Here is a 23,036-nt window from a genome sequence, read left to right on the forward strand (position 1 = left end):
GGCGGCGCTCCGCTCAGCCGGCCGGCGGCGGGCCCCGCGGCTGGAGCCCGGCGCGGCCCACCGCCCGAACGACTGGGGCGAGGTGCGTCAGGCGCGTTCGGCGGTGGTGAAGAGGGTCTTGATCGTGTCGCCGAAGTAGGGGCCGTACATGGTGCGGCGGTCGTCGCTGTACTTGAAGCTGCTCAGGGACGTCATCGTGCCCCAGCCGGTGGCGTGGTCGAAGCCGGACAGCCAAGGGCCGCCGCTCGACCCGGCCGTCATGTCACAGCCGAGGCCCTGGTCACGGGTCTGACCGTGGGGGTCGTTGCGCAGCTTGCCGGCGCAGTAGACGAGGTGCTCGCCCGTGTAGGGCGGGTCGGCCGGGTAGCCGAAGCCGAACGCCTGGCCGCCGCGCCCGGTGTTGAAGGCGATCTCCTGGGCCCCCACCGCGTCGGTGACGTGCTGGTCCGCCCAGGTCGTCAGCGCCACCATGCCCACGTCGTAGTCGTCGTCGGCCGAGCGCGACCACGGCCCCGCGACGAACATACGGCGCGCCGCGTACCTGCCGAACGGCTCGCCGCCGCCCTCCCGGTAGCCGGGGACGAACGTCCAGTTCTCCGCCCACGGGCCGGTGCCGTCCTTGACGCAGTGCCCGGCGGTGACGACGACGTCGCGGTTGGCGCTGCGCACGGTGCCGGCGGAGCAGACGAAGTCCACGCCGCGCAGGGTCATGAACACCCGGCCGGTCGTCCGGGTCACGGCGCCGCCGGTGGTCCAGCGCGAGCCGGCCGTGATGAGCTGCGGCCGGGCCGACTGGTGGCGGCGCTCGGCCACCCGGCCCTCCGATGCTCCGGCCGTGCGGCCCTCCGGTGCGTCGGCCACGCGGCCCTCCGATGCTCCGGCCGTGCGGCCCTTCGGTGCGGCGCTCGCCGGTCGGGCGGGTGGCGGGGGGCGGCGGGGGAGGAGCTTGAGCGCGCCGTGGGACAGGCCCGGGGCGGTGGACAGGCCCGACCGGCCCGTCACGCCGCCGAGCAGGCCGCCGCGCGACCCGCCGCCCAGCAGCCCGCCGCGTGGTACGCCGTCGAGCAGGTTGATGGGCAGGGCGCGGGCCATCCGCTCCCGCGTCCAGTAGCCGAGCACGCGGCTACGGTCGGCGGGCACGCGCGCGGCCACGTGCTCCACGACGGCCCCGTCCCGGTCCCCGGACCGGGGCTCGGCGGGGCCTCCGGACGGGAGCCCGGTGGACGGGGTGCGGGCCGGGGAGGGCGCGGGGGCGGCGGGAGGACGGCCGGGCCGGCTCGGGGGCTCCGGCGTCGCGCCGATGAGGGCGGGCCCCATCAGCCCCGCGACGAGCGGAACGGCCGCCAGCAGAGGGGAGCTCAGGGTCATGGCAACCGAGTGTGCACTACGTCATGTGGTCTTGTGACTACATCCGGTGAAAAGCTTCACAGCGCGTTGGTGGTCTGCGCCGCCTGGTAAAGAGCCTGGGCCTCGTTCCCGAAGAAGGGACCCATCATGACGTTCGGGGCGAAGTTGTACTTGAAGCTGTTGACGGAGTTGAGCCAGCCGAGGCCGGTCGACTCGTCGAAGCCCCGGAACCACGGGCCGCCGCTGGAACCCCCGGTCATCCGGCAGGCCAGTCCCTGGTCGCGCGTCATGACGGTGTCGTCGAACGTGCGCCCGCTGCAGTAGATCAGCGCCGAGCCGTCGAACGGCGCCGCCGCCGGGAAGCCGAAGGCGAACGTCTGGCGCCCTCTGGGCTGGTTGAACGCCACGCCCTGCCCGCCCACGGCGTCCACCAGAGCGCGGCCCTGGAGCGGCGCCACCACGGCGGCGCCGATGTCGAAGTTGATGTCCTCGCGGGCGTTCCACTGCTGGGTGGTCAGCAGCCTGGTGGCCACCCAGGTGCCGAAGGGCCGGCGGCCGTTGTCGAAGCCCGGGACGAACACCCAGTTGCGGTGGGCGGCGCCGTCCATCTTCACGCAGTGCCCGGCGGTCATCACGACGCTCTTGTTGGCGCTGGTCACGGCCGTGCCGGAGCAGGAGGCGTTGCCGCCGCCGGCGGTGGTGAAGAAGACCCGGCCGACCGTGCGCACGACGGCGCCGCCGTCGGTCCAGCGCAGCCCGGTGCTGTCGGGCGCCAGTGCCTGCCGCCGCGCGGCCACGGTCGTGACGCGTAGCGGGCCGCGCCGGGGGAGGGACGCCGAGGCGCCGCGCGTGGCCCAGGGACTGCCCTGCGTCGGGCCGCCGGAGCGGGTGGTGCGCCGGGGCGCGGGCGCGTCGAGGGGCCGCGCCGCCAGCATGCGCTGCGACGTCCAGTACTGCAGGACGGACGTCCGCTCGGACGAGGAGTTCGTGGTGGACCACCGGACCGGGCCGGGCTCGGCGGCGGTGACCGAGATGACCTGTGAACCGGCGCCGGACCCGGCCCGGGACCCGGCCTGAGCCGGTGCGGTGGCCAGGGCGGCCGTCGCGGTCGTCGTGGCGAGCGCGACGGCGGAGAGCAGGGCGACTCTACGGTGCATTACGTACCTCCCGAAACCGGATCTGCCATGGGGAGGTACGTGCGGGATATCGGGTTTTTCTCAAGGTATGCGCAGACGGATATGGCTCCATTACCGTACGAATGCCGTACGGCACGGACAGTCACATATGCCACCGGTTTCCGGCGGGTCATGGCCGCGTGCCCGGGGGAGCCGGCGAGCGGGGAGAATGGACGCGTGCATGCAGAGACCCTCCGATCCGTCGTCGTTCTCGGCTCCACCGGCTCGATCGGGACCCAGGCCCTCGACGTCGTCACCGCCAACCCCGGAAGGTTCCGGGTCGCCGGTCTGGCGGCCGGGGGCGGCCGGGTCGACCTGCTCGCCCGGCAGGCCGCCGAGCTGGGCGCCGAGGTCGTCGCGGTGGCCGACGCCGCGCGTGTGCCGGAGCTGAAGGAGGCGCTGGCCGCCCTCGGCGCCGGGCCCGTGGTGCTCGGCGGCCCGGACGGGGTCGCCGAGGTGGCCGGGTGGCGGTGCGACATCGTGCTCAACGGCATCACCGGGGCGCTCGGCCTCACCTCCACGCTGGTCGCCCTGGAGGCGGGCCGCACGCTCGCGCTGGCCAACAAGGAGTCACTGATCGTCGGCGGGCCGCTGGTCAAGCGGCTGGCCAAGCCGGGCCAGATCGTCCCCGTCGACTCCGAGCACTCGGCCTTGCAGCAGTGCCTGTGGGCCGCCGGCCCCCACGGCTACGACCCCGACGTGGTCAGGAAGCTGGTCGTCACGGCCAGCGGCGGGCCGTTCCGGGGCAGGAGCCGCGCCGAGATGGCCGACGTGACGCCGGAGATGGCGCTGGCCCACCCCACCTGGTCGATGGGCCCCATGATCACCGTCAACTCCGCCACCCTGGTCAACAAGGGGTTGGAGGTCATCGAGGCGCACCTGCTGTTCGACCTCGGGTTCGACCGGATCGACGTCGTGGTCCACCCCCAGTCGATCATCCACTCCATGGTGGAGTACGTCGACGGCTCCACCATCGCCCAGGCGAGCCCGCCCGACATGCGGCTGCCCATCGCGCTCGCCCTGGGACACCCCGGCCGCCTGGCCGGCGCCGCCCCGCCCGTCGACTGGACCAGGGCCCACACCTGGACCTTCGAGCCCCTGGACGACGAGGCGTTCCCCGCCGTCGCGCTGGCCCGCCACGTCGGCGAGGCCGGCGGCACCGCGCCCGCCGTCTACAACGCCGCCAACGAGGCGTGCCTGGAGGTGTTCCTGCGCGGGGAGCTGCCGTTCCTCGCCATCGTCGACACCGTGGCGCGGGTCGTGGAGGAGCACGAGGTCACTCCGGCCGGCTCCGTGGAGGAGGTGCTGGCCGCCGACGCCTGGGCCCGGGCCCGGGCGGCGGAGCTGGCGGCAGGGCAGTCCCGCTGACTTCCTAGACTGGACATCGTCTTCGACACCAAAGGGTTGAAATGTCTTCTGTAGCACTCGGCATACCGACGGTCCGCCCCAAGCCGCTCGCCGAACGCCGCCACTCCCGCCAGATCAGGGTCGGCGACGTGCTCGTGGGGGGCGACGCGCCGGTCTCCGTGCAGTCCATGACCACCACGGTCACCGCCGACGTCAACTCCACCCTGCAACAGATCGCCGAGCTCACGGCCTCCGGCTGCCAGATCGTCCGCGTGGCCGTGCCGTCGCAGGACGACGCCGACGCGCTGCCGATCATCGCCAGGAAGTCGCAGATCCCGGTGATCGCCGACATCCACTTCCAGCCCAAGTACGTCTTCGCCGCCATCGAGGCGGGCTGCGCGGCGGTGCGCGTCAACCCGGGCAACATCAAGAAGTTCGACGACAAGGTGGGCGAGATCGCCAAGGCGGCGGCCGACCACGGCGTGCCCATCCGCATCGGGGTCAACGCCGGCTCCCTCGACCCGCGCCTGCTGCAGAAGTACGGCAAGGCCACACCGGAGGCGCTGGTCGAGTCGGCGCTGTGGGAGTGCTCGCTGTTCGAGGAGCACGGCTTCCGCGACATCAAGATCTCGGTCAAGCACAACGACCCCGTCGTCATGATCAACGCCTACCGGCTGCTGGCCGCCAGGTGCGACTACCCCCTGCACCTGGGCGTCACCGAGGCCGGCCCCGCCTTCCAGGGCACGATCAAGTCGGCCGTCGCGTTCGGCGCGCTGCTGGCCGAGGGCATCGGCGACACGATCCGCGTCTCGCTGTCCGCGCCCCCCGTCGAGGAGGTCAAGGTCGGCACGCAGATCCTGGAGTCGCTCGGGCTGCGCGAGCGCGGCCTGGAGATCGTCTCCTGCCCGTCGTGCGGTCGCGCCCAGGTCGACGTCTACACGCTGGCCGAGCAGGTGCAGGCCGGGCTGGAGGGCATGAAGGTGCCGCTGCGCGTCGCCGTCATGGGCTGCGTCGTCAACGGGCCCGGCGAGGCGCGCGAGGCCGACCTGGGCGTGGCGTCCGGCAACGGCAAGGGCCAGATCTTCGTCAAGGGCGAGGTCATCAAGACCGTGCCGGAGTCGCAGATCGTCGAGACGCTCATCGAGGAGGCGCTGCGGCTGGCCGAGGAGATGGGCGTGGAGGTCGACCTCGACGACGACGCCCCCGGCCCGCAGGTCACCGTCGCCTGAGCGGGCCACCCCCGCTCACCTGGCAAGCGTAACGGTAAGCCATCGACTCATTACAGAATGGCAAGGGTTCGGTCATGCGGCACGCCGGCCCGGTCACGGGCAGGCAGCATCTGTAGTCATGAGACGGCTGAAGCGGTGTGTCCGGGTCGTGGCGGCGGTGGTGACGCTGGCCGGTGGGGTGGTGAGCGCCGGAGGCGACCCGGCAGCGGCCGGCCAGACCCCTGCGGCCCTGGCGTCCACCGGTGCGGCCATCCAGCCCACCGGCTCGGCCACCGGATCCACCGGCACGACCGCCCGGTCCACCGGCTCGGCGGCCCCGTCCGTCGTGTGGGGGGCGTGTCCCGCCGCTGACAGGGCCGACTCCCCGGCGCAGGCCGCCCCCGCGCACGCCACCCACACCGAGTGCGGCGCCGTCCGGGTCCCCCTCGACTACCGGCAGCCCCTCGGCCGCACCCTCACGATCGCCGTCAACCGGATCCCGGCCACCGTCCCGCGCGACGGTGGCCGCTACCTCGGCACCCTGCTGGTGAACCCCGGCGGCCCCGGCGCCTCCGGGCGCAAGCTGGCCGAGTTCGTCGCCGGCGCCCTGCCCGGCGAGGTCGCCGGCCGCTACGACGTCGTCGGGTTCGACCCGCGCGGCGTCGGCGGCAGCGAGCCCGCCATGCACTGCGTGGACCCCGGCACCTACTACGCCCCGCCCCGCGCCGACGCCGTGCCGCGCGACGCCGCCGACGAGGCCGTCCTGCTCGGCAGGGCCCGGCAGTACGCCGGCCGGTGCGGCGACCTGTGGGCGTGGCTGCTGCCGCACATGACCACCGTCGACGCCGCCCGCGACATGGACCGCGTCCGCGCCGCGCTCGGCGAGGAGAAGATCTCCTACCTCGGCTACTCCTACGGCACCTACCTCGGCGCCGTCTACGCCACGCTCTTCCCGGAGCGGGTGCGCCGTCTGGTCCTCGACAGCTCCGTCGACCCGGGCGCCGTCTGGTACCAGGCCAACCTCAATCAGGACGTCGCCTTCGACCGGCGGCACCGCGACTTCCTGGCCTGGGTCGCCCGGCACAACGACGTCTACCGGCTCGGCCGTACCGAGGAGCAGACCTCGTTCGCGTGGTACGCGATGCGCGCCCGGCTGCGCGAGCGCCCGGCCGGCGGCGTGGTGGGGCCGAGCGAGCTCGACGACGTCTTCACCGCCGGCGGCTACACCGACCGGCTCTGGCCCGAGCTGGCCTCCGTCTGGTCCCGGTACGTGCGGCAGGGCGACGTGCGTGGCCTGCTCGACGACTACGACCGGCTCGGCGGCCACACCACCGAGGACGAGAACGGCTACGCCGTCTACCTGAGCGTCCAGTGCACCGACGCGCCGTGGCCCCGCGACTGGGCCACCTGGCAGACCGACATGGCTGCCCTGCACCGCAGCGCCCCGTTCCTCACCTGGCCGAACGCCTGGTTCAACGCCCCCTGCGCGTTCTGGCCGCAGCAGGGCCGGAGCCCGGTGGACGTCCAGGGACGCGCCGGCCTGCCGCCCATCCTCATGATCCAGTCCCGGGGCGACGCCGCCACGCCGTACTCGGGCGCGCTCGGCATGCTGCGCAGGTTCCCGACAGCGCGGATGGTCGTCGAGGGCGGCGGCAACCACGGCATCTCCCTGGCGGGCAACGCCTGCGTCGACCGGCACCTGACCGCCTACCTCGCCGGCGGGAAGGTACCGGAGCGGACGGCCGCGTGTCCCGCCCTGCCGGAGCCCCAGCCGGCGGGCCGGACGGCCGTCCGGCACGTCCGCGGACAGGAAAGGCTCGCCGAGGCCCTGTCAGGATGAGCTAATCGGTGGGGCTTCGCGTAGTCTGACCATGTGATGCTGCGTACCTCGGCGTCGCGCGTGCTCGATGACAGCGACCGGGACGAGGCTCTTGCCTTGCTCGACAGCGACCCGGTCGCGAACGTCTTCGTCGCCTCCCGCGTGCGGACCGTCGGCCTCAACCAGGCGCGGCTCGGCGGGCAGATGTGGGGGTTCGGGCCGCGTGGCGGGCTTGTCTCGCTGTGCTATGCCGGCGCCAACCTGGTCCCGGTCAACGCCGGCCCGGAGGCCGTGCACGCTTTCGCCGACCGTGCGCGCAAGCAGGGACGGCGCTGCTCGTCCATCGTGGGCCCGGCCGACGCCGTCTCGCTGCTGTGGGAGCGGCTGGAGCCGTACTGGGGCAGGGCGCGGGCCATCCGGTGGGCGCAGCCGGTCATGGCCACCTCCCACAAGTCGCCCGTGCCCGCCGATCCGCTGGTGCGCCGGGTACGGCCGGAGGAGTTCGACATCGTCCTGCCGGCGTGCGTGGCGATGTTCACCGAGGAGGTCGGCGTGTCGCCCAACCTCGGCGACGGCGGCGCCCTCTACCGCACCCGCGTGTCGGAGCTGATCCGCATCGGCCGCTCGTACGCGCGCATCGAGGACGGCCGGGTGGTGTTCAAGGCCGAGATCGGTGCGGTGACCCCGTTCGCCTGCCAGGTGCAGGGCGTGTGGGTGGACCCGGAGCTGCGCGGCCAGGGCTTCGCCGTCACCGGCATGGCGGCGGTCGTCGAGGCCGCGCTGGCGTGCTTCGCGCCGGTCGTCACCCTGTACGTCAACGACTTCAACACCCCGGCCCGGGCCGTCTACCGCAGGGTCGGCTTCCACGAGGTCGACACGTTCATGTCCGTCCTTTTCTAGGGCATGTCGGTCCTCTTCTGGAGCATGTCGGTCCTGTTCTAGAGCCGCACGAGCTTGTCGAAGAGCCGGGCCAGCTCCGTGCCGGGGTCCGCGGTGAGCCCCGCGTGGACCGGGCCGGTCTGCACGATCGTGCTGCGCGGCGCCGTCAGCCAGCGGAACCTGCCGCCGAGCGGCTCCGCGGCCAGCGGCCCCGACTGCTCGCCGCAGGCCAGCTCGTACGCGCCGAGGGCCCGCCGTACGGCGTCGGCGTCGGCGTCCGGGTCGAGGGCGCGCAAGCGCACGGCGTCCAGGTGCACCCGCGCGCACAGGTAACCGCGCGGCTGGCAGTAGAGCAGCACGCCCGCGTTGATCTGCTCGCCGCGCTCCACCCGGGGCACGACGCGGATCACGGCGTACTCGTAGACGTCTCTCACCATGGGCTCCGTGGCGCTCATCGGCCGTCTCCCCGCCAGAACTCGCCGACCGATCCCGGGCCCGCCCGCCGCGCGGGCGGCGGCTCGTGGGTCAGCCACGCGCGGGGCCCGTGGGCGCGGCTCAGCAGGTGCTCGACGTAGGCGTCGCGGACGTCCTGGGCGGAGGCGAAGCCCGGCTCGCCGTCGAGCCACTCGTCGGGGACCAGCGCCGTGACGGTCCGCAGGAGCTCCGGCGTGATGCGCGCGGCCAGCTCGGCCCCGGCGGCCTCGACGCCGGTCGCGAAGGGGGCCAGCACGTGGTCGCCCGTGTCGAAGGGCCGCTGCGGGTCGGCGGTCTTCCAGTTGTGGTGGAACCACAGGGCCGCGCCGTGGTCGATCAGCCAGATGTCGCCGTGCCAGACGAGCAGGTTGGGGTTGCGCCAGCTCCGGTCGATGTTGTGGACGAGGCCGTCGAACCAGACGACCCGGGAGGCGAACGTCGGGTCGGGCGCCCAGGCGAGCGGCTCGAAGCCGAGCGCGCCGGGCAGGAAGTCGATCGCCAGGTTGTGGCCGGCGCTGGCCTTGAGCAGCTCCTGCACCTCATAGTCCGGCTCACGGACGCCGATCTGCGGATCGAGGTCGATGATCTTGAGGTCGGGGGTGCGCAGGCCGAGCCGCCTGGCCAGCTCCGCGCAGATGATCTCGGCGACGAGGACCCGCCGGCCCTGGCCGGCCTCGCGGAACTTCACCACGTACGTGCCCAGGTCGTCGGCCTCGACGACGCCCGGCAGCGATCCGCCCTCCCGCAGCGGCGTCACGTAGCGCGTGGCCGCGATGGATTCCAGCACGGCACGAGGGTATCGCCCCGGCGGCCCGCCCCGGATCTGCCCGGCGGCGCGGTGGAACGGTCGGCGCGGTGGGACGGCCCGGGGCGGCTCGGGGCGGCCTGGGCGGCCTGGGGCGGCGCGGTCAGATCTTGGCGATGACCTCCTCGGCGAAGCGCTCCATCGTGGCGATCTTGAGTTCCAGGGTCCCCTCGCCGTAACGGGCCTTCTCCTCCGGCGTGGCCAGCCACCACGGCGCGGCCATCGTCCCCGTGACGCCTTTGGCGGCGAAGCGGCGGTAGGTCGCGGCGTCGGGCATGACGGCCAGCGGCGCGATGACCTCGAAGTCGTCACCGTCGCGGCCGTGCTCGCGCAGCAGCGCCCGCAGGTCGCCCAGCACGGTGTCGAACTGCTCCTCGGTGTAGACGCGGTTGCCGATCCAGCCGTCGCCGAGCCGGGCGGCGCGGCGCAGCGCGGCCTCACTGTCCCCGCCGACGATCACGGGGACGGGCCGCCGCGGCGCGGGGGCGATCGACAGCTCGGGCAGGCCGTCCACCGTCACGGCGCGGCCCGTCCACAGCTCGCGCAGCAGCGGGATCATCGCGTCGAGCCGGCGGCCCCTGGTGTGGAAGTCCTGCCCGGTGGCCAGGAACTCCTCCTTGCACCACCCGACGCCCACCCCGAAGCTCACCCGGTCGCCGGACAGTACCGCCGCCGTCGACACCTGCTTGGCCACGGTGAACAGGTCCCGGGCCGGGGCGATGTAGACGTTCGGCGAGAAGCGCAGCGTGCTCGTCACGGCGGCCATCGCCCCGATCGTCACCCACACGTCCGGCCAGTGCGTGCGCGCGTCCCAGCGCGGCCGGCCCGAGCGGGAGTAGGGGTAGGGCGAGGCGAAGTCGGCGTAGAACAGGTGGTCCGACAGCGTCAGCGTGTCGAAGCCGCACCGCTCGGCCGCCCGCGCCAGCTCCAGGAACTGGCCGGTGTCCGCGAACGAGGCCCCCAGCCAGAACCTCACCGGAACTCCGGGATGACCTTGGTGGCGAACAGCTCCAGGTTGCGCTTGACCGTGTCGAGCGGCAGCACCCCCTGCTGGCCCTGCATGTACAGGCCGAACCACTCCAGGTCGGGCATCCGGTCGAGCATCCGCTGGATGCCGCGCTTGACGTCGTCGGGGGTGCCGAACAGCGCCATCTCGACGTCGTTCATCCGCTTGGCGTCGCCCTTCTCCGGCGAGATGGGCTTGTGCTTCTCGTCCTCCTTCTTGCGCAGCACCTCCAGGTAGCCGAACGGGCCGAAGAACGCGGCGAAGTCCTTGGGGATGCTCCGGCCGAAGGTGTTGATCGCCTGCTCGGTCGTGTCGGCGATACCGACGATCTTGAGGATGCCGGTGTGCTCGCCCAGCTTGTAGTCGCGGCCCTGCCGGGCCGACTCCTCCTGGTAGAGCTTGGCCTTGGCGGCGTGGTCGTCGGGGTTGGGGGTGAACATCCACGGCAGGATGTCCTCCTGCGCCGCCCTGATGACCGAACGGTCGGAGATGGTGAACGGCTGCCACAGCTCCGGGTAGGGGTTCTGGTACGGCCGGGGGCAGACCGAGACGGCCTGCACCTTGCCCTTGTCGTCCAGCTCGCCCGGGGCGCCGAAGGTCCGGGTCCACTCCTGGGCGGGCCAGCCCTCGATGCCCTCGAACGGGTACGGCACCTGGTAGTCCAGGACGTCCGACTTGTAGCGGAGCGTCTCCTGGGTCCACGCCATCTTCATGATCTTCAGCACCTCCCCGAAGACGTCGAAGTTGCGCGTGTCGGAGGCCGAGCCGTCGGAGCGGGCCGCCGCCGCGTGCCAGCGCTGGCCGAGCACGTTCATCCACCGGTTCTGGTAGCCCCGGGCCACGCCCAGCCGCAGCCGTCCCTTGCAGAACTGGTCGAGCAGCGCCACGTCCTCGGCGGCCCTGATCGGGTCCCAGGCGGGCAGCACCATGCCGAGCGGCGCGAGCAGGATGCGCTCGGTCCTGGCCGCCAGGTCGGTGAGGAACATGAGGGGGTTGACCGAGAACTCCATGCCCTCCGAGTGGAAGTGGTGCTCGGTCATCATCAGCGCGTCGAAGCCGATCTGGTCGGCGTGGACGGCGATCTCCCGCACCTCCTGCAACAGCCGCTGGTACGACTCCGTGTCCCGCCCGATGGGGCGCTTGGCCTTGGCGTTCTCCTCAGCCGCGTATCCGGAGCCTGGAATCTGCGGATTCAGGAAGATGGAAAACTTCACCGGGAGACCTCTTTCCGCGGGGCGTTTCTCTGAGCGGCAAGCTACTCTAGAAATCTTAGCCGAGCAATCGCTTGGTTGACCTAGGGAGGGCGCATGCGGCTCGGGGTCACGATGTTCACCACGGACCGGGCCATGCCGGTCCACGAGCTGGCCAGGGCCGCCGAGGAGCGCGGCTTCGCCTCCCTCTACGTGCCCGAGCACACCCACATCCCCGTCTCCCGCCGCACGCCCCCGCCCAACGGGGAGGAGGAGCTGCCCGAGTCGTACAAGCGGACCCTGGACCCGCTGGTCGCGCTCTCCTACGCCGCCGCCGTCACCGAGCGGCTGCGCGTGGGGACCGGCATCCTGCTCGCCGCCCAGCGCGACCCCGTCGTCACCGCCAAGGCCGTCGCCACCCTCGACCATCTGTCGGGAGGGCGCCTGGTGCTCGGCGTCGGCTTCGGCTGGAACGCCGAGGAGATGGCCGACCACGACGTGCCGTACGGGACGCGGCGCGAGGTGACGCGGGAGCACGTGCTGGCCATGCGGTCGCTGTGGCGTGACGAGGTGGCCTCCTACGAGGGCCGCTTCACCCGGTTCGAGCCGTCCTGGTCGTGGCCCAAGCCCGTCTCCGGCCCGCCCGTGTACATCGGCGGCGCGGCGGGGCCGACGATGTTCGCGCACGTCGCCGAGTACGCCGAGGGCTGGATGCCGATCGGCGGCAAGGGCATCAAGGCCGCCCTCCCGGCGCTGCGCGAGGCGTGTGAGAAGGCCGGCCGCCCGCCGGCCCGGGTGATCCCGTTCGGCACGCTGCCGACGCGCGAGAAGCTCGACTACTACGCAGAGCTCGGGATCGAGGAGACCGTGGCGAGCCTGCCGAGCGGGCCGGCCGAGGTGGTGCTGCCCGTGCTGGACGAATATGCCCGGCTCATCGCCGCCTGACAGGCGGGATGACCACGAGAGTGAGGGTTGTACGGCCCGGCGGTGCCATGGATGTCACCACTTCGGGAAATGTCCGGCGGCTTTCTGACCTTGAGTGTCACGGTCCGGTGGCGAAAGGCGCTGGACCGTTGACTCTCCGCCGCCGGTTGCCTTCAGTGGAAGGTGATGTGGGGTGGCGGCGAGGGGAGGCGCCCCGTGCCAACGGCGCAGCCGCTCAGGACGGGGGACCCGCGGCGGCTCGGCTCGTACGAGCTGACCGGGCGCCTGGGCGAGGGCGGTCAGGGCGTGGTGTTCCTCGGTTCGAGGGGCGAGGAGAGTCACGGCGAGGAGAGCTCCGGCGGCGAGAGCTCCGGCGGCGAGAGCTACGGCGGCGAGAGCTACGGCGAGAAGAGCGACGGCGAGGAGAGGTACGCGGTCAAGCTGCTGCACGGCCCCGTGGGGGACGAGCGGGCGGCGTTCCTGCGGGAGGTGGAGCTGGCCAAGCACGTGGCCAGGTTCTGCACCGCGCAGGTCATCGAGGCCGGTTTCGACGAGGGCCGGCCGTACATCGTGAGCGAGTACGTCGACGGGCCGTCACTGCAACGGCACGTCGTGCTCACCGGGCCGCGCGGCGGCGCCGCGCTGGAGCGGCTCGCGGTCAGCACCGCGACGGCGCTCGCGGCGATCCACCGGGCCGGCATCGTCCACCGCGACTTCAAGCCGCAGAACGTGCTGCTCGGCGACGACGGGCCGCGCGTCATCGACTTCGGCCTGGCCAGGGCGCTCGACGCGGCGGCCACGGTCAGCGGCAGGGGCGTCGGCACCCCCGCGTACATGGCGCCCGAGCAGATCACCGCCTCGGCGGTGACCGGGGCGGCCGACGTGTTCTCGTGGGGCGCCACCATGTGCTTCGCGGCCAACGCGGTCGCGCCGTTCGGCCAGGACTCGGTGGCGCCGGTCCTGCACCGCATCCTCACCGCGCCGCCGGAGCTGGGACGGCTGGACGGGCGGCTGCGGGAGATCGTGGCCGCGTGCCTGGACAAGGACGCGCGCAACCGGCCGAGCAGCAGGGAGCTGCTGCTGGAGCTGCTGGGCGATGCGGACGGCGTCCCGGCGGAGGTGCTGCGCTCGCCACCGCCGCACATCCTGCGCGCCCCGTCCTCGTGGCCGTCCGACCCGGCCGGCCCGCGGCCCGCCTCCGGAACGGATTCCGGGCCCGCGTCCGAGCCCGCATCGGGGCCCGTGGCCGGGGCCGTGCCCGCGTACGCGCTGGCGGGTTCCGCTCCGGTCGCCCGGCCCGAGGCGACCGGCACGCCGCACGGCTACCACCTGCCGGAGGGCGCGTCCTTCCACGCCGGACGTCCACCCGGAGCGGGCGTGCAGAGCTCCGGCGGGGCGTATCCCGCGCCCGGGACGTATCACTCCGCTCTCGGCACCGGCCCGGCCGCCCGCGACAGCGAGCAGACGCGGCGCGTCGGGCAGGCGTTCAACCGGGCCGGGCTGGCGGTCTCCGCCGCCCTGCTGGTGAGCGCCGCCGTGCTCGTCACGGTCGTGGTGCCGGCGTTCCGGCACGCCGGCTTCGGGCCCGCCGCGGCCGGCCCCACGGTCATCACGACCGCCCCCGCCGGCACGATGCCCGACACGGGGCAGGCGACCCCGCACAAGGAGCGGCACAGTACGGGCGCGCACGCGCGGCCCGCCACCGATCCGGCCACTGATCCGGCGTCCGTGCCCGCCGCCGAGCCCCCGGTCCCGGTGGCCGGCGGCGTGCACGTGCCGGCGCTCGGCGGCCTCGACCGGGGCTCGGCGGTCAAGGCGCTCGAACGCGCGGGCCTGGTGGCCGGAACGGTCACGCAGGTGGACTCCCCGCGCAAGGTCGGCCAGGTGCTCGGCTCCCAGCCGCAGGCCGGCGTGGCGGTGCCCAAGGGGACGGCGGTCGCGCTGCGCGTCTCGGCCGGCCTGGTGGTGCCCGCCGTCACCGGCATGCGACGCGGACCCGCCGAGACGGCTCTGACCAGCGCGGGCCTGACCCTGGGCGCGGTGAGCACGTCCTGCTCGGCCCGGCCGGACGGCCAGGTCCTCTCGTCCGCCCCGGAGGCGGGCACCCGGATCACCGGCGGCGGCAAGGTGGCGCTCGTGGTGTCCAAGCACGGGACGAAGGTTCCGGGCGTGCTCGGCCGTACGGGGGAGGCGGCGAGCGGGACGCTGCGCGGGGCCGGTTTCGGGGTGACACAGGACACCCGGCTGGTGACGGACGAGTCGCGCGCGGGCACGGTCCTGGCGCAGAGCGTCGCGCCGGGCACCTGCGCGAAGCCCGGCAGCGGGGTGGTCCTCACCGTCGGCGTCCTGGCCCAGAGCGACCCCGACCCCACGGAGCCCTCCGAACCCCCGGCCACGGTGCCTCCCACCCCGACCGCCACCGCCTCCGACAGACCCGCCTGACAGGGCCGGAAATTCGCTGTCCTCGGCGTCCGCGCCGCCGATATCTTCCGATCATGGACGAGCCGGCTCTGCTCAAGCACTCCGACGGCCCGGTGACCCGCGACCGGATCGCCCGCGACCTCACCGCTCTCGGCCTCGCCGAGGGGGACGCCGTCATGTTCCACACCCGTATGTCCGCCCTCGGGTACGTGGCCGGCGGCCCGCAGACGATCATCGACGCCCTTCTCGACGTCGTGGGGCAGCGCGGAACCCTCATGGTCACCTGCGGCTGGAACGACGCCCCGCCGTACGACTTCACCGGCTGCCCCCGGGCATGGCAGTACGCCCTGCGCGCGGGTCATCCCCCGTACGACCCCGACCTGAGCGAGGCCGACCACGACAACGGACGCCTGCCGGAGGCGCTGCGCCGCCGGCCCGGCGCGGTCCGCAGCCGGCACCCGGACGCGAGCTTCGCCGCCCTCGGCGCGTCGGCGGCCGCCCTGATGGCCGATCACCCGTGGGACGACCCGCACGGCCCCGGCAGCCCGCTGGCCAAGCTGGTCGCCGCCGGAGGCCGCGTTCTGCTGCTGGGCGCTCCCCTGGACACCCTCACGCTGCTGCATCACGCCGAGGCGCTCGCGGACGCGCCGGGCAAGCGGTTCGTGGAGTACGAGCAGCCGATCCTCGTGGACGGCGAGCGGGTCTGGCGCCGCTTCCGCGACATCGACTCGGAGGACGGGGCCTTCGACTACTCCCGCGTGGTGCCCGAGGACCGGTGGCCGTTCGCCGTCATCGCGGAGGAGATGATCGCCGCGGGGATGGGGCGTCAGGGACTGGTGGGCGCGGCCGAGAGCCACCTGTTCGAGGCCGGGGACGTGGTGCGCTTCGGTGTGGCCTGGATGGAGGAGAAGCTGGGGAAGGGCCGACGAGGGAGCGGGCCGGCCACGTGACGTCAGGTGGGGTGACGTCCTCGGCGGTGGAGCCGCGCCGCGGGGGCGCCCTGGGGGGCGCCGTGTCCCGTCACGGTCGCGGCCGGCTCCTCCTCGACCGGATCCGCGTGACGACACCGCCGAACAGGGCGAGGCCGGTGACGACGACGCGGGGCGCGCCCGGCGCGCCGGCGTCCCCGCCGCGCCTGCCGAACACCCCGAACAGGCCCAGCCCCTTGACCTCAACGTGGATGTCGTCAGGGACGAGGATCTTGGTGCCGCCCCAGAGGGCGAAGGCCCGAATCCGGGTCTCCTGACGGGTGAAGCGCGCCTCGCGCAGGTCGATCCGGCCGCCCCCGAACAGCGACAGGGACGTGAACACCGGCGGCACGACCCATGCGCCCTTGCGGGCGAACCCGCCGAACATGGCCATCGCGAAGCCGGAGGCAGGCTTCCGGCCGGTCACGAGGTCGCCCTGACCGCTGGGTTCGGGGAGGTCGGAGCCGACGAGGCGCAGGTCGGCGCGGGTCTTCGCCCGGTAGACGTCGGTGAGCCGCTGGTCCAGCTCGGCCAGGTCGATGCGCCCCTCGGCGACGGCCGCCCGCACCCGCTCGGCCGTACGCTCGCGCTCGTCGTCGGAAGCCCGTACCCGATCGTCGTCCGCGTGGTCGATGTGCTCCATGTGCCCCCAGTCCCGTCATGTCGTGGACGCGCGCGACACGATGCCCGTGTTGCCCACATGGACAGTAGTGGATGCGGGATGGACGGGTTCATCCGGCGGGTTCCGAGCCGACCGTACCGTCGGACGGTGCTCCGTCAGATCGCCCGGGCGGCGCGGAGGAGCTCGGCGCGGACCTGGTCCTCCGGCAGGTCCGTCGTGTGCACCACGCCCCACTGCAGCGCTCCCAGCACGGCCCAGCCGCGCAGCCGGGACCCGGCATCCGGCTCCGGCCCCACCAGCCGGGCGAACAGCTCGTCCCGGAACGTCCTGATGGCCTCGCCCGGCGACCCCGGCGGGGCGTCGTCGGCGCCGCCGACGTCCTCCATGATCAGGCGCAGCACCGCCCGGTGCCGCACGACGAAGCCGACGAGCGCCTCCAGGAACGCCTCCCGGCCGGAGAACTCGGCGCCCAGCAGTGTGAGCATGTCGTCGGCGCAGGGCGCGAGCAGCTCTGCGGCCAGCCGGTCCTTGGGGTGGAAGTGGTAGGCGACCGCGGTCTTGGTCAGCCCGACGGCCGCCGCGATGTCGGCGAGCGAGGTCCCCGCGTAGCCGCGCTCGGCGAACAGCGTGCGGGCGGCGGCGAGGATCCTGCTGCGGGTGTCGTCGGCTGTGGTCATCGTCTCATTTCCGTACTCGCCTCAGCCTTCGGGTATATCCCGATCTATCGTAGATCCTGTACGACCGTACAGGACGGCCGTCGAGGAGGGGGCCTGCGATGACGCGGTTCTTGGGGCGGCTGGGCGGCTGGTGCGCCCGGCACGGGATGGTGGTACTGGCGTTATGGGTGGTCGCGGCGGCCGGCCTGCTGGGCGGCAGTCTCGTGCTCGGCAGTCCGGTCAGCAACGACGTGACGATCCCCGGCACGGACGCGCAGCGCGCGCACGACCTCTTGCGCACCGGCTTCGGCCCCGGCTACGACACGGGCGGCACGGTGCAGCTCGTCGTCTACTCGGCCAAGGGGCAGCTCATCGACAAGCCCCGCAAGGAGGCCGTCGAGCGGGCGATCGCCGCCATCCGCGCGGTCCCGCACGTCAAGCAGGTCGACACGCCCTACCGCCGCGGCGGCATCGCCTCCAACCTGCAGATCGGCCTCATCACCGTCCGTCTGGAGGGACACGACACCACCAAGCCCGCCGAGGCCGCCCAGGTCGTGTCGAGGGCCGCCGAGCCCGCCAGGGCCGCCGGGCTGGAGGTCGTCCCCGCCGACAGCGGGACCCCCGCCGACAAGGAGATCAAGACCGGGCCGAGCGAGATCATCGGCGTGGCGTGCGCGCTGCTGGTGCTCGTCTTCGCGTTCGGCACGCTGACGGCGGCGCTGGTGCCGATCTTCACCGCGCTGGTCAGCGTGGCCGCCGGGCTGGGCATCATCGGCCTGCTCGGTCACGTCGTGGACGTGCCGAAGCAGGCGGGCATCATGGCCACGATGATCGGGCTCGGCGTGGGCATCGACTACGCGCTGTTCCTGCTGTCACGGCACCGCAGGCTGCTGGCCGACGGCGTGCCCGTCCAGGAGTCGGTCCGGCGCACGGTCGCGAGCTCGGGCGGCGCCGTGGTGTTCGCGGGCGGCACGGTCATCGTCGCGCTGAGCGCGCTGGTCCTCGGCGGGTTCCCGCTGCTGCGCACGCTCGGCTGGATCACCGGCATCTCGGTCGTCACGGCCGTGCTCACCTCCGTCACGCTCGTCCCCGCCCTGCTCGGGCTGCTCGGTCACCGCGTCAACGCGCTCAAGCTGCCCTTCCTCGGCCGCCGCCGCGGCGAGTCGTCCGGCTGGGCCGGGCTCGGGGCGTGGGTGGCCCGCCGCCCGTGGCGGGTGCTGATCGGCAGCGTCGTCGTGCTGGCCGCCCTCACCGCCCCCGCCCTGGCGCTCAAGCTCGGCCCGCTCGACGAGGGGTACGGCGTGCAGGGCTCCGAGCCCCGGCGCGCGTACGAGCTCATGGCCTCGGGCTTCGGCCCGGGTGTCAACGGGCCGCTGCTCGTCGTCGCCCGGCTCGACGAGAAGGTGGCCGACGCCAAGGCGCCCGTGGTCGAGCGGCTCACCGACGCGATCGAGGACGTGGACGGCGTCGCGCACGTCGCCCCCGCCAAGGTGGGGACGTCCGGCCGGTCGGTGATGATCCAGGCGATCCCCGACTACGCGCCCAGCGACGCCCGCTCCGCCGACGTCGTGCACGACGTCCGCGCCCTGTCCGTGCCCGGCGCGCACCTGCACGTCGGCGGCAAGGTCGCCGCGCTGACCGACGCCGGTGACCGCATGGCCGAGCGGACGCCGCTGGTCATCGGCGTGGTCGTGCTCCTCAGCGCCCTCCTCCTGCTGCTCGCCTTCCGCGCCCCGGTGGTCGCGCTGAAGGCCGCGGTGATGAACCTCATCTCGCTCGGCGCCGCGTTCGGCGCGCTCGCGATGGTCTTCTCCGTCGGGCTGGGGAGCCGGCTCGTCGGCATGGACCCGCCGCTGGAGGCCTCGTCGCTGCAGATGTTCTTCTTCACGGTGCCGATCGAGAGCTACGTGCCGCTCATGCTGTTCGCGGTGCTGTTCGGGCTGTCGATGGACTACGAGGTGTTCCTGCTGACGGCCGTACGGCAGGCGTACCTGCGGCACCGCGACAACTCCCGCGCGGTCGCCGAGGGACTCGGCTCCACCGGCCGGGTGATCACCTCGGCGGCGCTCATCATGGTGTCCGTGTTCGTGGCGTTCATCGCGTACCCGGACCCGATGGTGAAGACGTTCGGCGTGGGACTGGCGGCGGCCATCGCCGTGGACGCCACGATCATCCGGGGCTTCCTGGTGCCCGCCACGATGGTGCTGCTGGGCCGGGCGAACTGGTGGTGCCCGCGCTGGCTGGACCGGCTCCTGCCGAACCTGTCGGTCGAGGGGCACGAGGAGGACGACCACGACGTCCGTCCCGGCGGCGACGCCGGTCAGGGGGAGCGCGACGACCTGCCCGAGCCCGTGGGCGCCCGCGGCTGAGCCAGGCTTCCGCCTCCGCGCGGGAAGGACCCCGCACCGCCCAGGCGGTGCGGGGCCCTTCGTCCCACCGGGGAAGGTGTCGGAGGTCGCCGGTTACGGCTTCTTCGGCGGCGTGCAGCTGTGGAAGCCGCTGATGTAACCGTTGCGGTAGCCCATGCTGAACGGGTCCGAGCCGGTGAAGTTCAGGTCGAACGGCTGGCCGCCCTTGCAGTCGAACCGGCCGTCGGAGAAGCCCTTGCTGTAGCCCTTGTTGTAGCGCTTCTTGCCGGGCGGCGCGACGGCGACGGTGTTCATGGTGGTGCCCGTCTGGACGACCGGCGCCTTGGCGGTCCCCGCGGAGGCGGTCGCGGGAGAGGCCGCGGCCGGCCCGAACGCGAGCGCGCCGAGGAGTGCCGGCGCGGCCAGCATCATCACTCGCCTGGTACGCATTCCTGTCTCCTTGATCCCGCCGGTCCGCGGTGACAACCACCTGCGGGTGCTCCGGCGCTCACCAGCCAGCATGGCCAGCACCCAGTGACCGCCCCGTGATGCCGGCGTGACGGCGGCATCACCGGCGCCCCGGCCCGCCCTCGTCCGCCGGGCGCAGACCGGCCACCAGGTCGCGCAGCCGCGGCGTCGGCGACAGGTCCAGCTCGCCGCGGAGCGCCCGCTCGTACAGCTGGTACTGGCGCAGCGCCTCGGCCTGGTTGCCCTCGGCCAGGTGGGCCTCGACCAGGGCGGCGCAGGCGCTCTCCCGCAGCGGCTCGGCGTGCAGGGCCACGCTGGCCGCGGACACCGCGTCGGCGAACCTCCCGGCCCGCACGAACCGGGACGACAGCGCCTCCAGCGCGTGGAGCCGCTGCTGGTGCCACTGCTCGGCCTCCCGCAGGACCCAGTCGTCGTACCAGCCGGGCAGCAGGCCGTGCGACAGCACCTCGATGGCGTGGCGGTCGAGGTCCTCGCCGCCGGCCGGCACGTCCGGGCCGAGGATCCGCTCGGCCAGGGCCCTGGCCTCGTGAAGGTCGACCCGCGTGTCCGGCGCCAGGCCGACCTCGGTGGAGCCGACGTGCAGTATCCGGCGGCCGGCGCCGTCCAGGCGGGCCAGCGCGGAGCGCAGGCTCGCGTACGCGCGGTGCTCCGGCGCGTCGGGCCACAGGGTGGCGGCCGTCAGGCTGCGCGAGACCACCCGGCAGCCCAGGGCGAGGAAGGCGAGCAGGCGTTCGGACCCGCTGGAGACGCTGATCTGGTCGTCGCCCGCGAGCAGCCGGAAGCCGCCGAGGAGTGTGAGACGGAGACTGCTGCCCATGGCCTTCGGTCCCTTCACTGTCCCGGATCGGAACCCCTGGTCAACACTCAGTGTCTAGGTGGATGCCACTTTCGTCGGGTATGTACCCATTTGAGGTGATTTTTCAGCTCACAACGGTGGCGCCGCCGGACCGCCGCCACCCCGTGATGCCCCCCTCCAGCGACAGCGCCCGGAAGCCGTGCGCCCGCAGCAGCCGCACCGCCTCGGGCGACACGACACAGTACGGGCCGCCGCAGTAGGCGACGATCTCCGCGTCCCGCGACAGCTCCTCGAGCCGCTCGCGCAGCTCGGCCAGCGGCACCGACACCGCGCCCGGCAGGTGAGCCGTGGCGTAGGACGCCGCCGAGCGCACGTCCACGACGATCGTTCCCGGGTCCGCCAGCCGGGCGGCCAGCTCGGCGGCCGTCACACCCTCGGGCGAGCCCAGGTGGCGGGCCACCGCCTCGCGCAGGTCGGCCAGCCGTCCGTGCGCGAACGCCTGCATCTCCCCGAGGAAGCGCGACACCCCCTCGTCGGCCAGCCGGTAGAAGACCTTCGTGCCCTCCTTCCGGCTGGTGACCAGGTGGGCGGCGCGGAGCTGCTGGAGCTGCGCAGAGGTGTTCTTCAGCGCGATGCCCGCCTCCTCGGCGAGCTCCTCCACCGTGCGCTCCTGCTGGTCGAGCACGTCGAGCAGCCGCAGCCGCACCGGGCTGGACAGCACCTTGCCGATGCGGGCGAGCTGCTCGTAGATCGGCTCTTCCGGGAAACCGGCCATCACACCATGAACTGGTCGTGGCGGAGGAACAGCTCGGTCCACTCCTCCTCGGTGGGCTGCCGGCCGGTCGTGGCGATCTCGGCCAGCTCCTCGAAGTACCCCTCCCTGGGGGCGCCGGGGGTGAACAGGATGAGCATGGTCGCCGGGGCGCCCGACTCGTTGCGGAAGCCGTGGATGCCGCCCTCCGGGACGAACAGGAAGTCGCCCGGGTTGCCGTCGATCCATCGGTCGCCGTTGAACAGGCGCACCGTGCCGTCCAGGACGTAGAAGGACTCGGTCATGGTCCGGTGGAAGTGCGCTCCGGCGCCGCCGGGACGCGGCCCCATCTCCCACCGGTACAGCCCGAACGCGCCGCCCGTGGTGGCGCCCGTCCCCAGGTGGTGCACGTGCGTGCGCCGCTGCGCGGGGTCGTCGGTCTCGGGGCCCATCACGAGGTCGGCGGGCGCGCCGGCCGGCCGGAACCGGCTGCTGACCTCGCCCTTCTCGCCGAGGTAACGCGGCTCGGGGTACGACATGAGCATCTCCTCAAAGTCTGCTTTTCTAAGGATCGTTAGAATAGCAGAGGAGATCGCCGATCAGAAGACGATGACCGTACGGGCCACGGTGCCCTGGCGGACGTGCGCGACCGCCTCGTTGACCTGCTCCAACGGCAGCCGCTCCGTGATGAGGCCGTTGAGGTCCAGGCGGCCCCGGAGGTACTGGGCCGCCAGCATGGGCAGGTCGCGGTGCGGCGCGGCGTCCCCGCCCTGGGTGCCCATGAGGCGGCGCGAGGAGAACAGCAGTGACGTGTCCACCTCCATCGGGCGGCCCGCCGGAGGGCTGCCGACCATGACCGTGGCGCCGCCCGGCGCCGTGGCGGCGAACGCGCGGGCGAGCACGCCGGGCACGCCCGTCACGTCGAAGGCGTAGTCCACGCCGCCCCGCACCACCTCGCCCACCTGGGCCGGCAGGTCCTCCGGCGTGAGCGTGTGGGTGGCGCCGAAACGCTCGGCGAGCTTGAGCTTCCCCTCCGCCACGTCGGCCGCGATGATCGTGGTCGCGCCGGCGAGGACCGCGCCCTGGATGACGTTCAGGCCGACGCCGCCGCAGCCCACCACGAGGACGCTGGAGCCCGGGGCGACCCGCGCCACGTTGAGCACGGCGCCGACGCCCGTGACGACGCCGCAGGCCAGCAGGGACATGGCGTCGAACGGCGCGTCCGGGGCGATCCGCACGCACATGGGCTCGTTGACCACCGTGTACTCGGCGAACGAGCCGATGCCGATGAAGCGGCGGGTCTCCGCGCCGTCCAGCGTGACGCGCGGATCGCCGCCCATGATGGCCCGCGTCCTGGCCGGGCCCGAGCACAGGTGGAAGCGGCCGGCGCCGCAGTGGCGGCACCTGCCGCACGGGCCGCTCATCGAGACGATGACGTGGTCGCCCGGCTGGACGCCGGTCACGCCGGCCCCGACGCTCTCGACGACGCCCGCGCTCTCGTGCCCGAGGATGTACGGCAGCCGCGCGACGACGGGGCTCTTGCCGTCGATCGCCTTGAGGTCGGAGCCGCACACCCCTGACGCCTTGATCTGGACCCGGACCTCGCCGGGTCCCGGATCGGCGATCTCCACCTCGCGGATCTCCATCGGCTCGTGGAAGGCGGTCAGCACGGCGGCGCGCATGAGCATGCGCTCACGCTAGCCCGGCGCAGCCATTGTGAGCAAGCGATTGCTCGGCAAATCCAGGGGCCGTTGACACCCTTTCCGGGCAAATTTACGCTGACCAAAACCAAGCGAGCGCTAGGCCAAGAC

Annotated in this window: 21 protein-coding genes; 8 read left to right on the forward strand and 13 right to left on the reverse strand. The window is 73.2% G+C overall.

The features are described from left to right. Positions 1–87: 87 nt before the first annotated feature. Both ACIBG4_RS22725 and ACIBG4_RS22730 read right to left on the reverse strand, forming a co-directional pair. Positions 88–1,368, reverse strand: coding sequence for a trypsin-like serine peptidase (locus tag ACIBG4_RS22725; RefSeq protein ID WP_397203479.1), 1,281 nt, complete (start codon positions 1,366–1,368; stop codon positions 88–90). A gap of 56 nt (positions 1,369–1,424) precedes the next feature. Beyond that, positions 1,425–2,504: a trypsin-like serine peptidase gene (locus ACIBG4_RS22730; RefSeq protein WP_397203480.1), complete on the reverse strand. Its 1,080-nt coding sequence runs from the start codon at positions 2,502–2,504 to the stop codon at positions 1,425–1,427. Positions 2,505–2,699: 195 nt separating this feature from the next. On the opposite strand from ACIBG4_RS22730, the gene dxr reads away from it, so the two are divergent. The 4 genes from dxr to ACIBG4_RS22750 all read left to right on the forward strand — a co-directional run bounded on the left by dxr (position 2,700) and on the right by ACIBG4_RS22750 (position 7,796). Further along, positions 2,700–3,890, forward strand: coding sequence for a 1-deoxy-D-xylulose-5-phosphate reductoisomerase (dxr, locus tag ACIBG4_RS22735; protein ID WP_397203481.1), 1,191 nt, complete (start codon positions 2,700–2,702; stop codon positions 3,888–3,890). 41 nt (positions 3,891–3,931) lie between these two features. Beyond that, complete coding sequence (gene ispG, locus ACIBG4_RS22740; RefSeq protein WP_310716606.1) at positions 3,932–5,098, forward strand: flavodoxin-dependent (E)-4-hydroxy-3-methylbut-2-enyl-diphosphate synthase; 1,167 nt, start codon at positions 3,932–3,934, stop codon at positions 5,096–5,098. Between the two features lie 118 nt (positions 5,099–5,216). Further along, entirely contained in the window at positions 5,217–6,917 is a 1,701-nt protein-coding gene (locus ACIBG4_RS22745; RefSeq protein ID WP_397203482.1) for an alpha/beta hydrolase, read from the forward strand. Between the two features lie 36 nt (positions 6,918–6,953). After that, on the forward strand, positions 6,954–7,796 hold the full coding sequence (locus ACIBG4_RS22750) for a GNAT family N-acetyltransferase (RefSeq protein ID WP_310716635.1): 843 nt from the start codon (positions 6,954–6,956) through the stop codon (positions 7,794–7,796). Between the two features lie 38 nt (positions 7,797–7,834). Here ACIBG4_RS22750 and ACIBG4_RS22755 read toward each other — a convergent pair whose 3' ends face one another. From ACIBG4_RS22755 to ACIBG4_RS22770, 4 genes are all read right to left on the reverse strand, one after another. Beyond that, positions 7,835–8,230 (reverse strand): DUF3037 domain-containing protein, encoded by a 396-nt coding sequence (locus ACIBG4_RS22755; RefSeq protein ID WP_397203483.1) that lies wholly within the window; start codon positions 8,228–8,230, stop codon positions 7,835–7,837. Then, entirely contained in the window at positions 8,227–9,036 is an 810-nt protein-coding gene (locus tag ACIBG4_RS22760; RefSeq protein ID WP_397203484.1) for a HipA family kinase, read from the reverse strand. The genes ACIBG4_RS22755 and ACIBG4_RS22760 overlap by 4 nt, the downstream gene beginning before the upstream one ends. Before the next feature lie 121 nt (positions 9,037–9,157). Continuing rightward, the gene (locus ACIBG4_RS22765) at positions 9,158–10,030 is read right to left on the reverse strand and encodes a TIGR03619 family F420-dependent LLM class oxidoreductase (RefSeq protein ID WP_397203485.1); all 873 of its coding nucleotides are present in this window, start codon (positions 10,028–10,030) and stop codon (positions 9,158–9,160) included. After that, positions 10,027–11,274 carry an LLM class flavin-dependent oxidoreductase gene (locus ACIBG4_RS22770; RefSeq protein WP_397203486.1) on the reverse strand — a complete coding sequence of 416 codons (1,248 nt, stop codon included), beginning with the start codon at positions 11,272–11,274 and terminating at the stop codon, positions 10,027–10,029. The genes ACIBG4_RS22765 and ACIBG4_RS22770 overlap by 4 nt, the downstream gene beginning before the upstream one ends. 93 nt (positions 11,275–11,367) lie before the next feature. On the opposite strand from ACIBG4_RS22770, the gene ACIBG4_RS22775 reads away from it, so the two are divergent. From ACIBG4_RS22775 to aac(3), 3 genes are all read left to right on the forward strand, one after another. After that, positions 11,368–12,195, forward strand: a complete 828-nt coding sequence (locus tag ACIBG4_RS22775; protein ID WP_397203487.1) for an LLM class F420-dependent oxidoreductase — start codon at positions 11,368–11,370, stop codon at positions 12,193–12,195. Positions 12,196–12,390: 195 nt separating this feature from the next. After that, a complete protein-coding gene (locus ACIBG4_RS22780) occupies positions 12,391–14,616 on the forward strand; it encodes a PASTA domain-containing protein (RefSeq protein WP_397203488.1) in 2,226 nt (741 codons plus the stop codon). Positions 14,617–14,669: 53 nt separating this feature from the next. Then, positions 14,670–15,545 carry an aminoglycoside 3-N-acetyltransferase gene (aac(3), locus tag ACIBG4_RS22785; RefSeq protein WP_397203489.1) on the forward strand — a complete coding sequence of 292 codons (876 nt, stop codon included), beginning with the start codon at positions 14,670–14,672 and terminating at the stop codon, positions 15,543–15,545. Positions 15,546–15,615: 70 nt separating this feature from the next. On the opposite strand, the gene ACIBG4_RS22790 is transcribed toward aac(3), so the two are convergent. Together ACIBG4_RS22790 and ACIBG4_RS22795 are read right to left on the reverse strand one after the other, a co-directional pair. Beyond that, complete coding sequence (locus ACIBG4_RS22790; protein ID WP_397203490.1) at positions 15,616–16,206, reverse strand: DUF1707 domain-containing protein; 591 nt, start codon at positions 16,204–16,206, stop codon at positions 15,616–15,618. Between the two features lie 134 nt (positions 16,207–16,340). Then, positions 16,341–16,862, reverse strand: a complete 522-nt coding sequence (locus ACIBG4_RS22795; RefSeq protein WP_397203491.1) for a TetR/AcrR family transcriptional regulator — start codon at positions 16,860–16,862, stop codon at positions 16,341–16,343. Positions 16,863–16,960: 98 nt separating this feature from the next. Here ACIBG4_RS22795 and ACIBG4_RS22800 point away from each other — a divergent pair, with 98 nt between their 5' ends. Then, the gene (locus ACIBG4_RS22800; protein ID WP_397203492.1) at positions 16,961–19,210 is read left to right on the forward strand and encodes an MMPL family transporter; all 2,250 of its coding nucleotides are present in this window, start codon (positions 16,961–16,963) and stop codon (positions 19,208–19,210) included. 93 nt (positions 19,211–19,303) lie between these two features. On the opposite strand, the gene ACIBG4_RS22805 is transcribed toward ACIBG4_RS22800, so the two are convergent. From ACIBG4_RS22805 to ACIBG4_RS22825, 5 genes are all read right to left on the reverse strand, one after another. After that, positions 19,304–19,639 (reverse strand): hypothetical protein, encoded by a 336-nt coding sequence (locus tag ACIBG4_RS22805; protein ID WP_397203493.1) that lies wholly within the window; start codon positions 19,637–19,639, stop codon positions 19,304–19,306. A gap of 118 nt (positions 19,640–19,757) precedes the next feature. Beyond that, positions 19,758–20,495 (reverse strand): BTAD domain-containing putative transcriptional regulator, encoded by a 738-nt coding sequence (locus tag ACIBG4_RS22810; protein WP_397203494.1) that lies wholly within the window; start codon positions 20,493–20,495, stop codon positions 19,758–19,760. 103 nt (positions 20,496–20,598) lie between these two features. Next, positions 20,599–21,249 carry a metalloregulator ArsR/SmtB family transcription factor gene (locus ACIBG4_RS22815; RefSeq protein ID WP_310716591.1) on the reverse strand — a complete coding sequence of 217 codons (651 nt, stop codon included), beginning with the start codon at positions 21,247–21,249 and terminating at the stop codon, positions 20,599–20,601. Further along, positions 21,249–21,764: a cupin domain-containing protein gene (locus tag ACIBG4_RS22820; protein WP_397203495.1), complete on the reverse strand. Its 516-nt coding sequence runs from the start codon at positions 21,762–21,764 to the stop codon at positions 21,249–21,251. The genes ACIBG4_RS22815 and ACIBG4_RS22820 overlap by 1 nt, the downstream gene beginning before the upstream one ends. 60 nt (positions 21,765–21,824) lie before the next feature. Continuing rightward, positions 21,825–22,913: an alcohol dehydrogenase catalytic domain-containing protein gene (locus ACIBG4_RS22825; RefSeq protein ID WP_397203496.1), complete on the reverse strand. Its 1,089-nt coding sequence runs from the start codon at positions 22,911–22,913 to the stop codon at positions 21,825–21,827. Positions 22,914–23,036 lie beyond the last annotated feature (123 nt).

This window comes from Nonomuraea sp. NPDC050383 (genome assembly GCF_044459125.1).
GTDB lineage: Bacteria > Actinomycetota > Actinomycetes > Streptosporangiales > Streptosporangiaceae > Nonomuraea.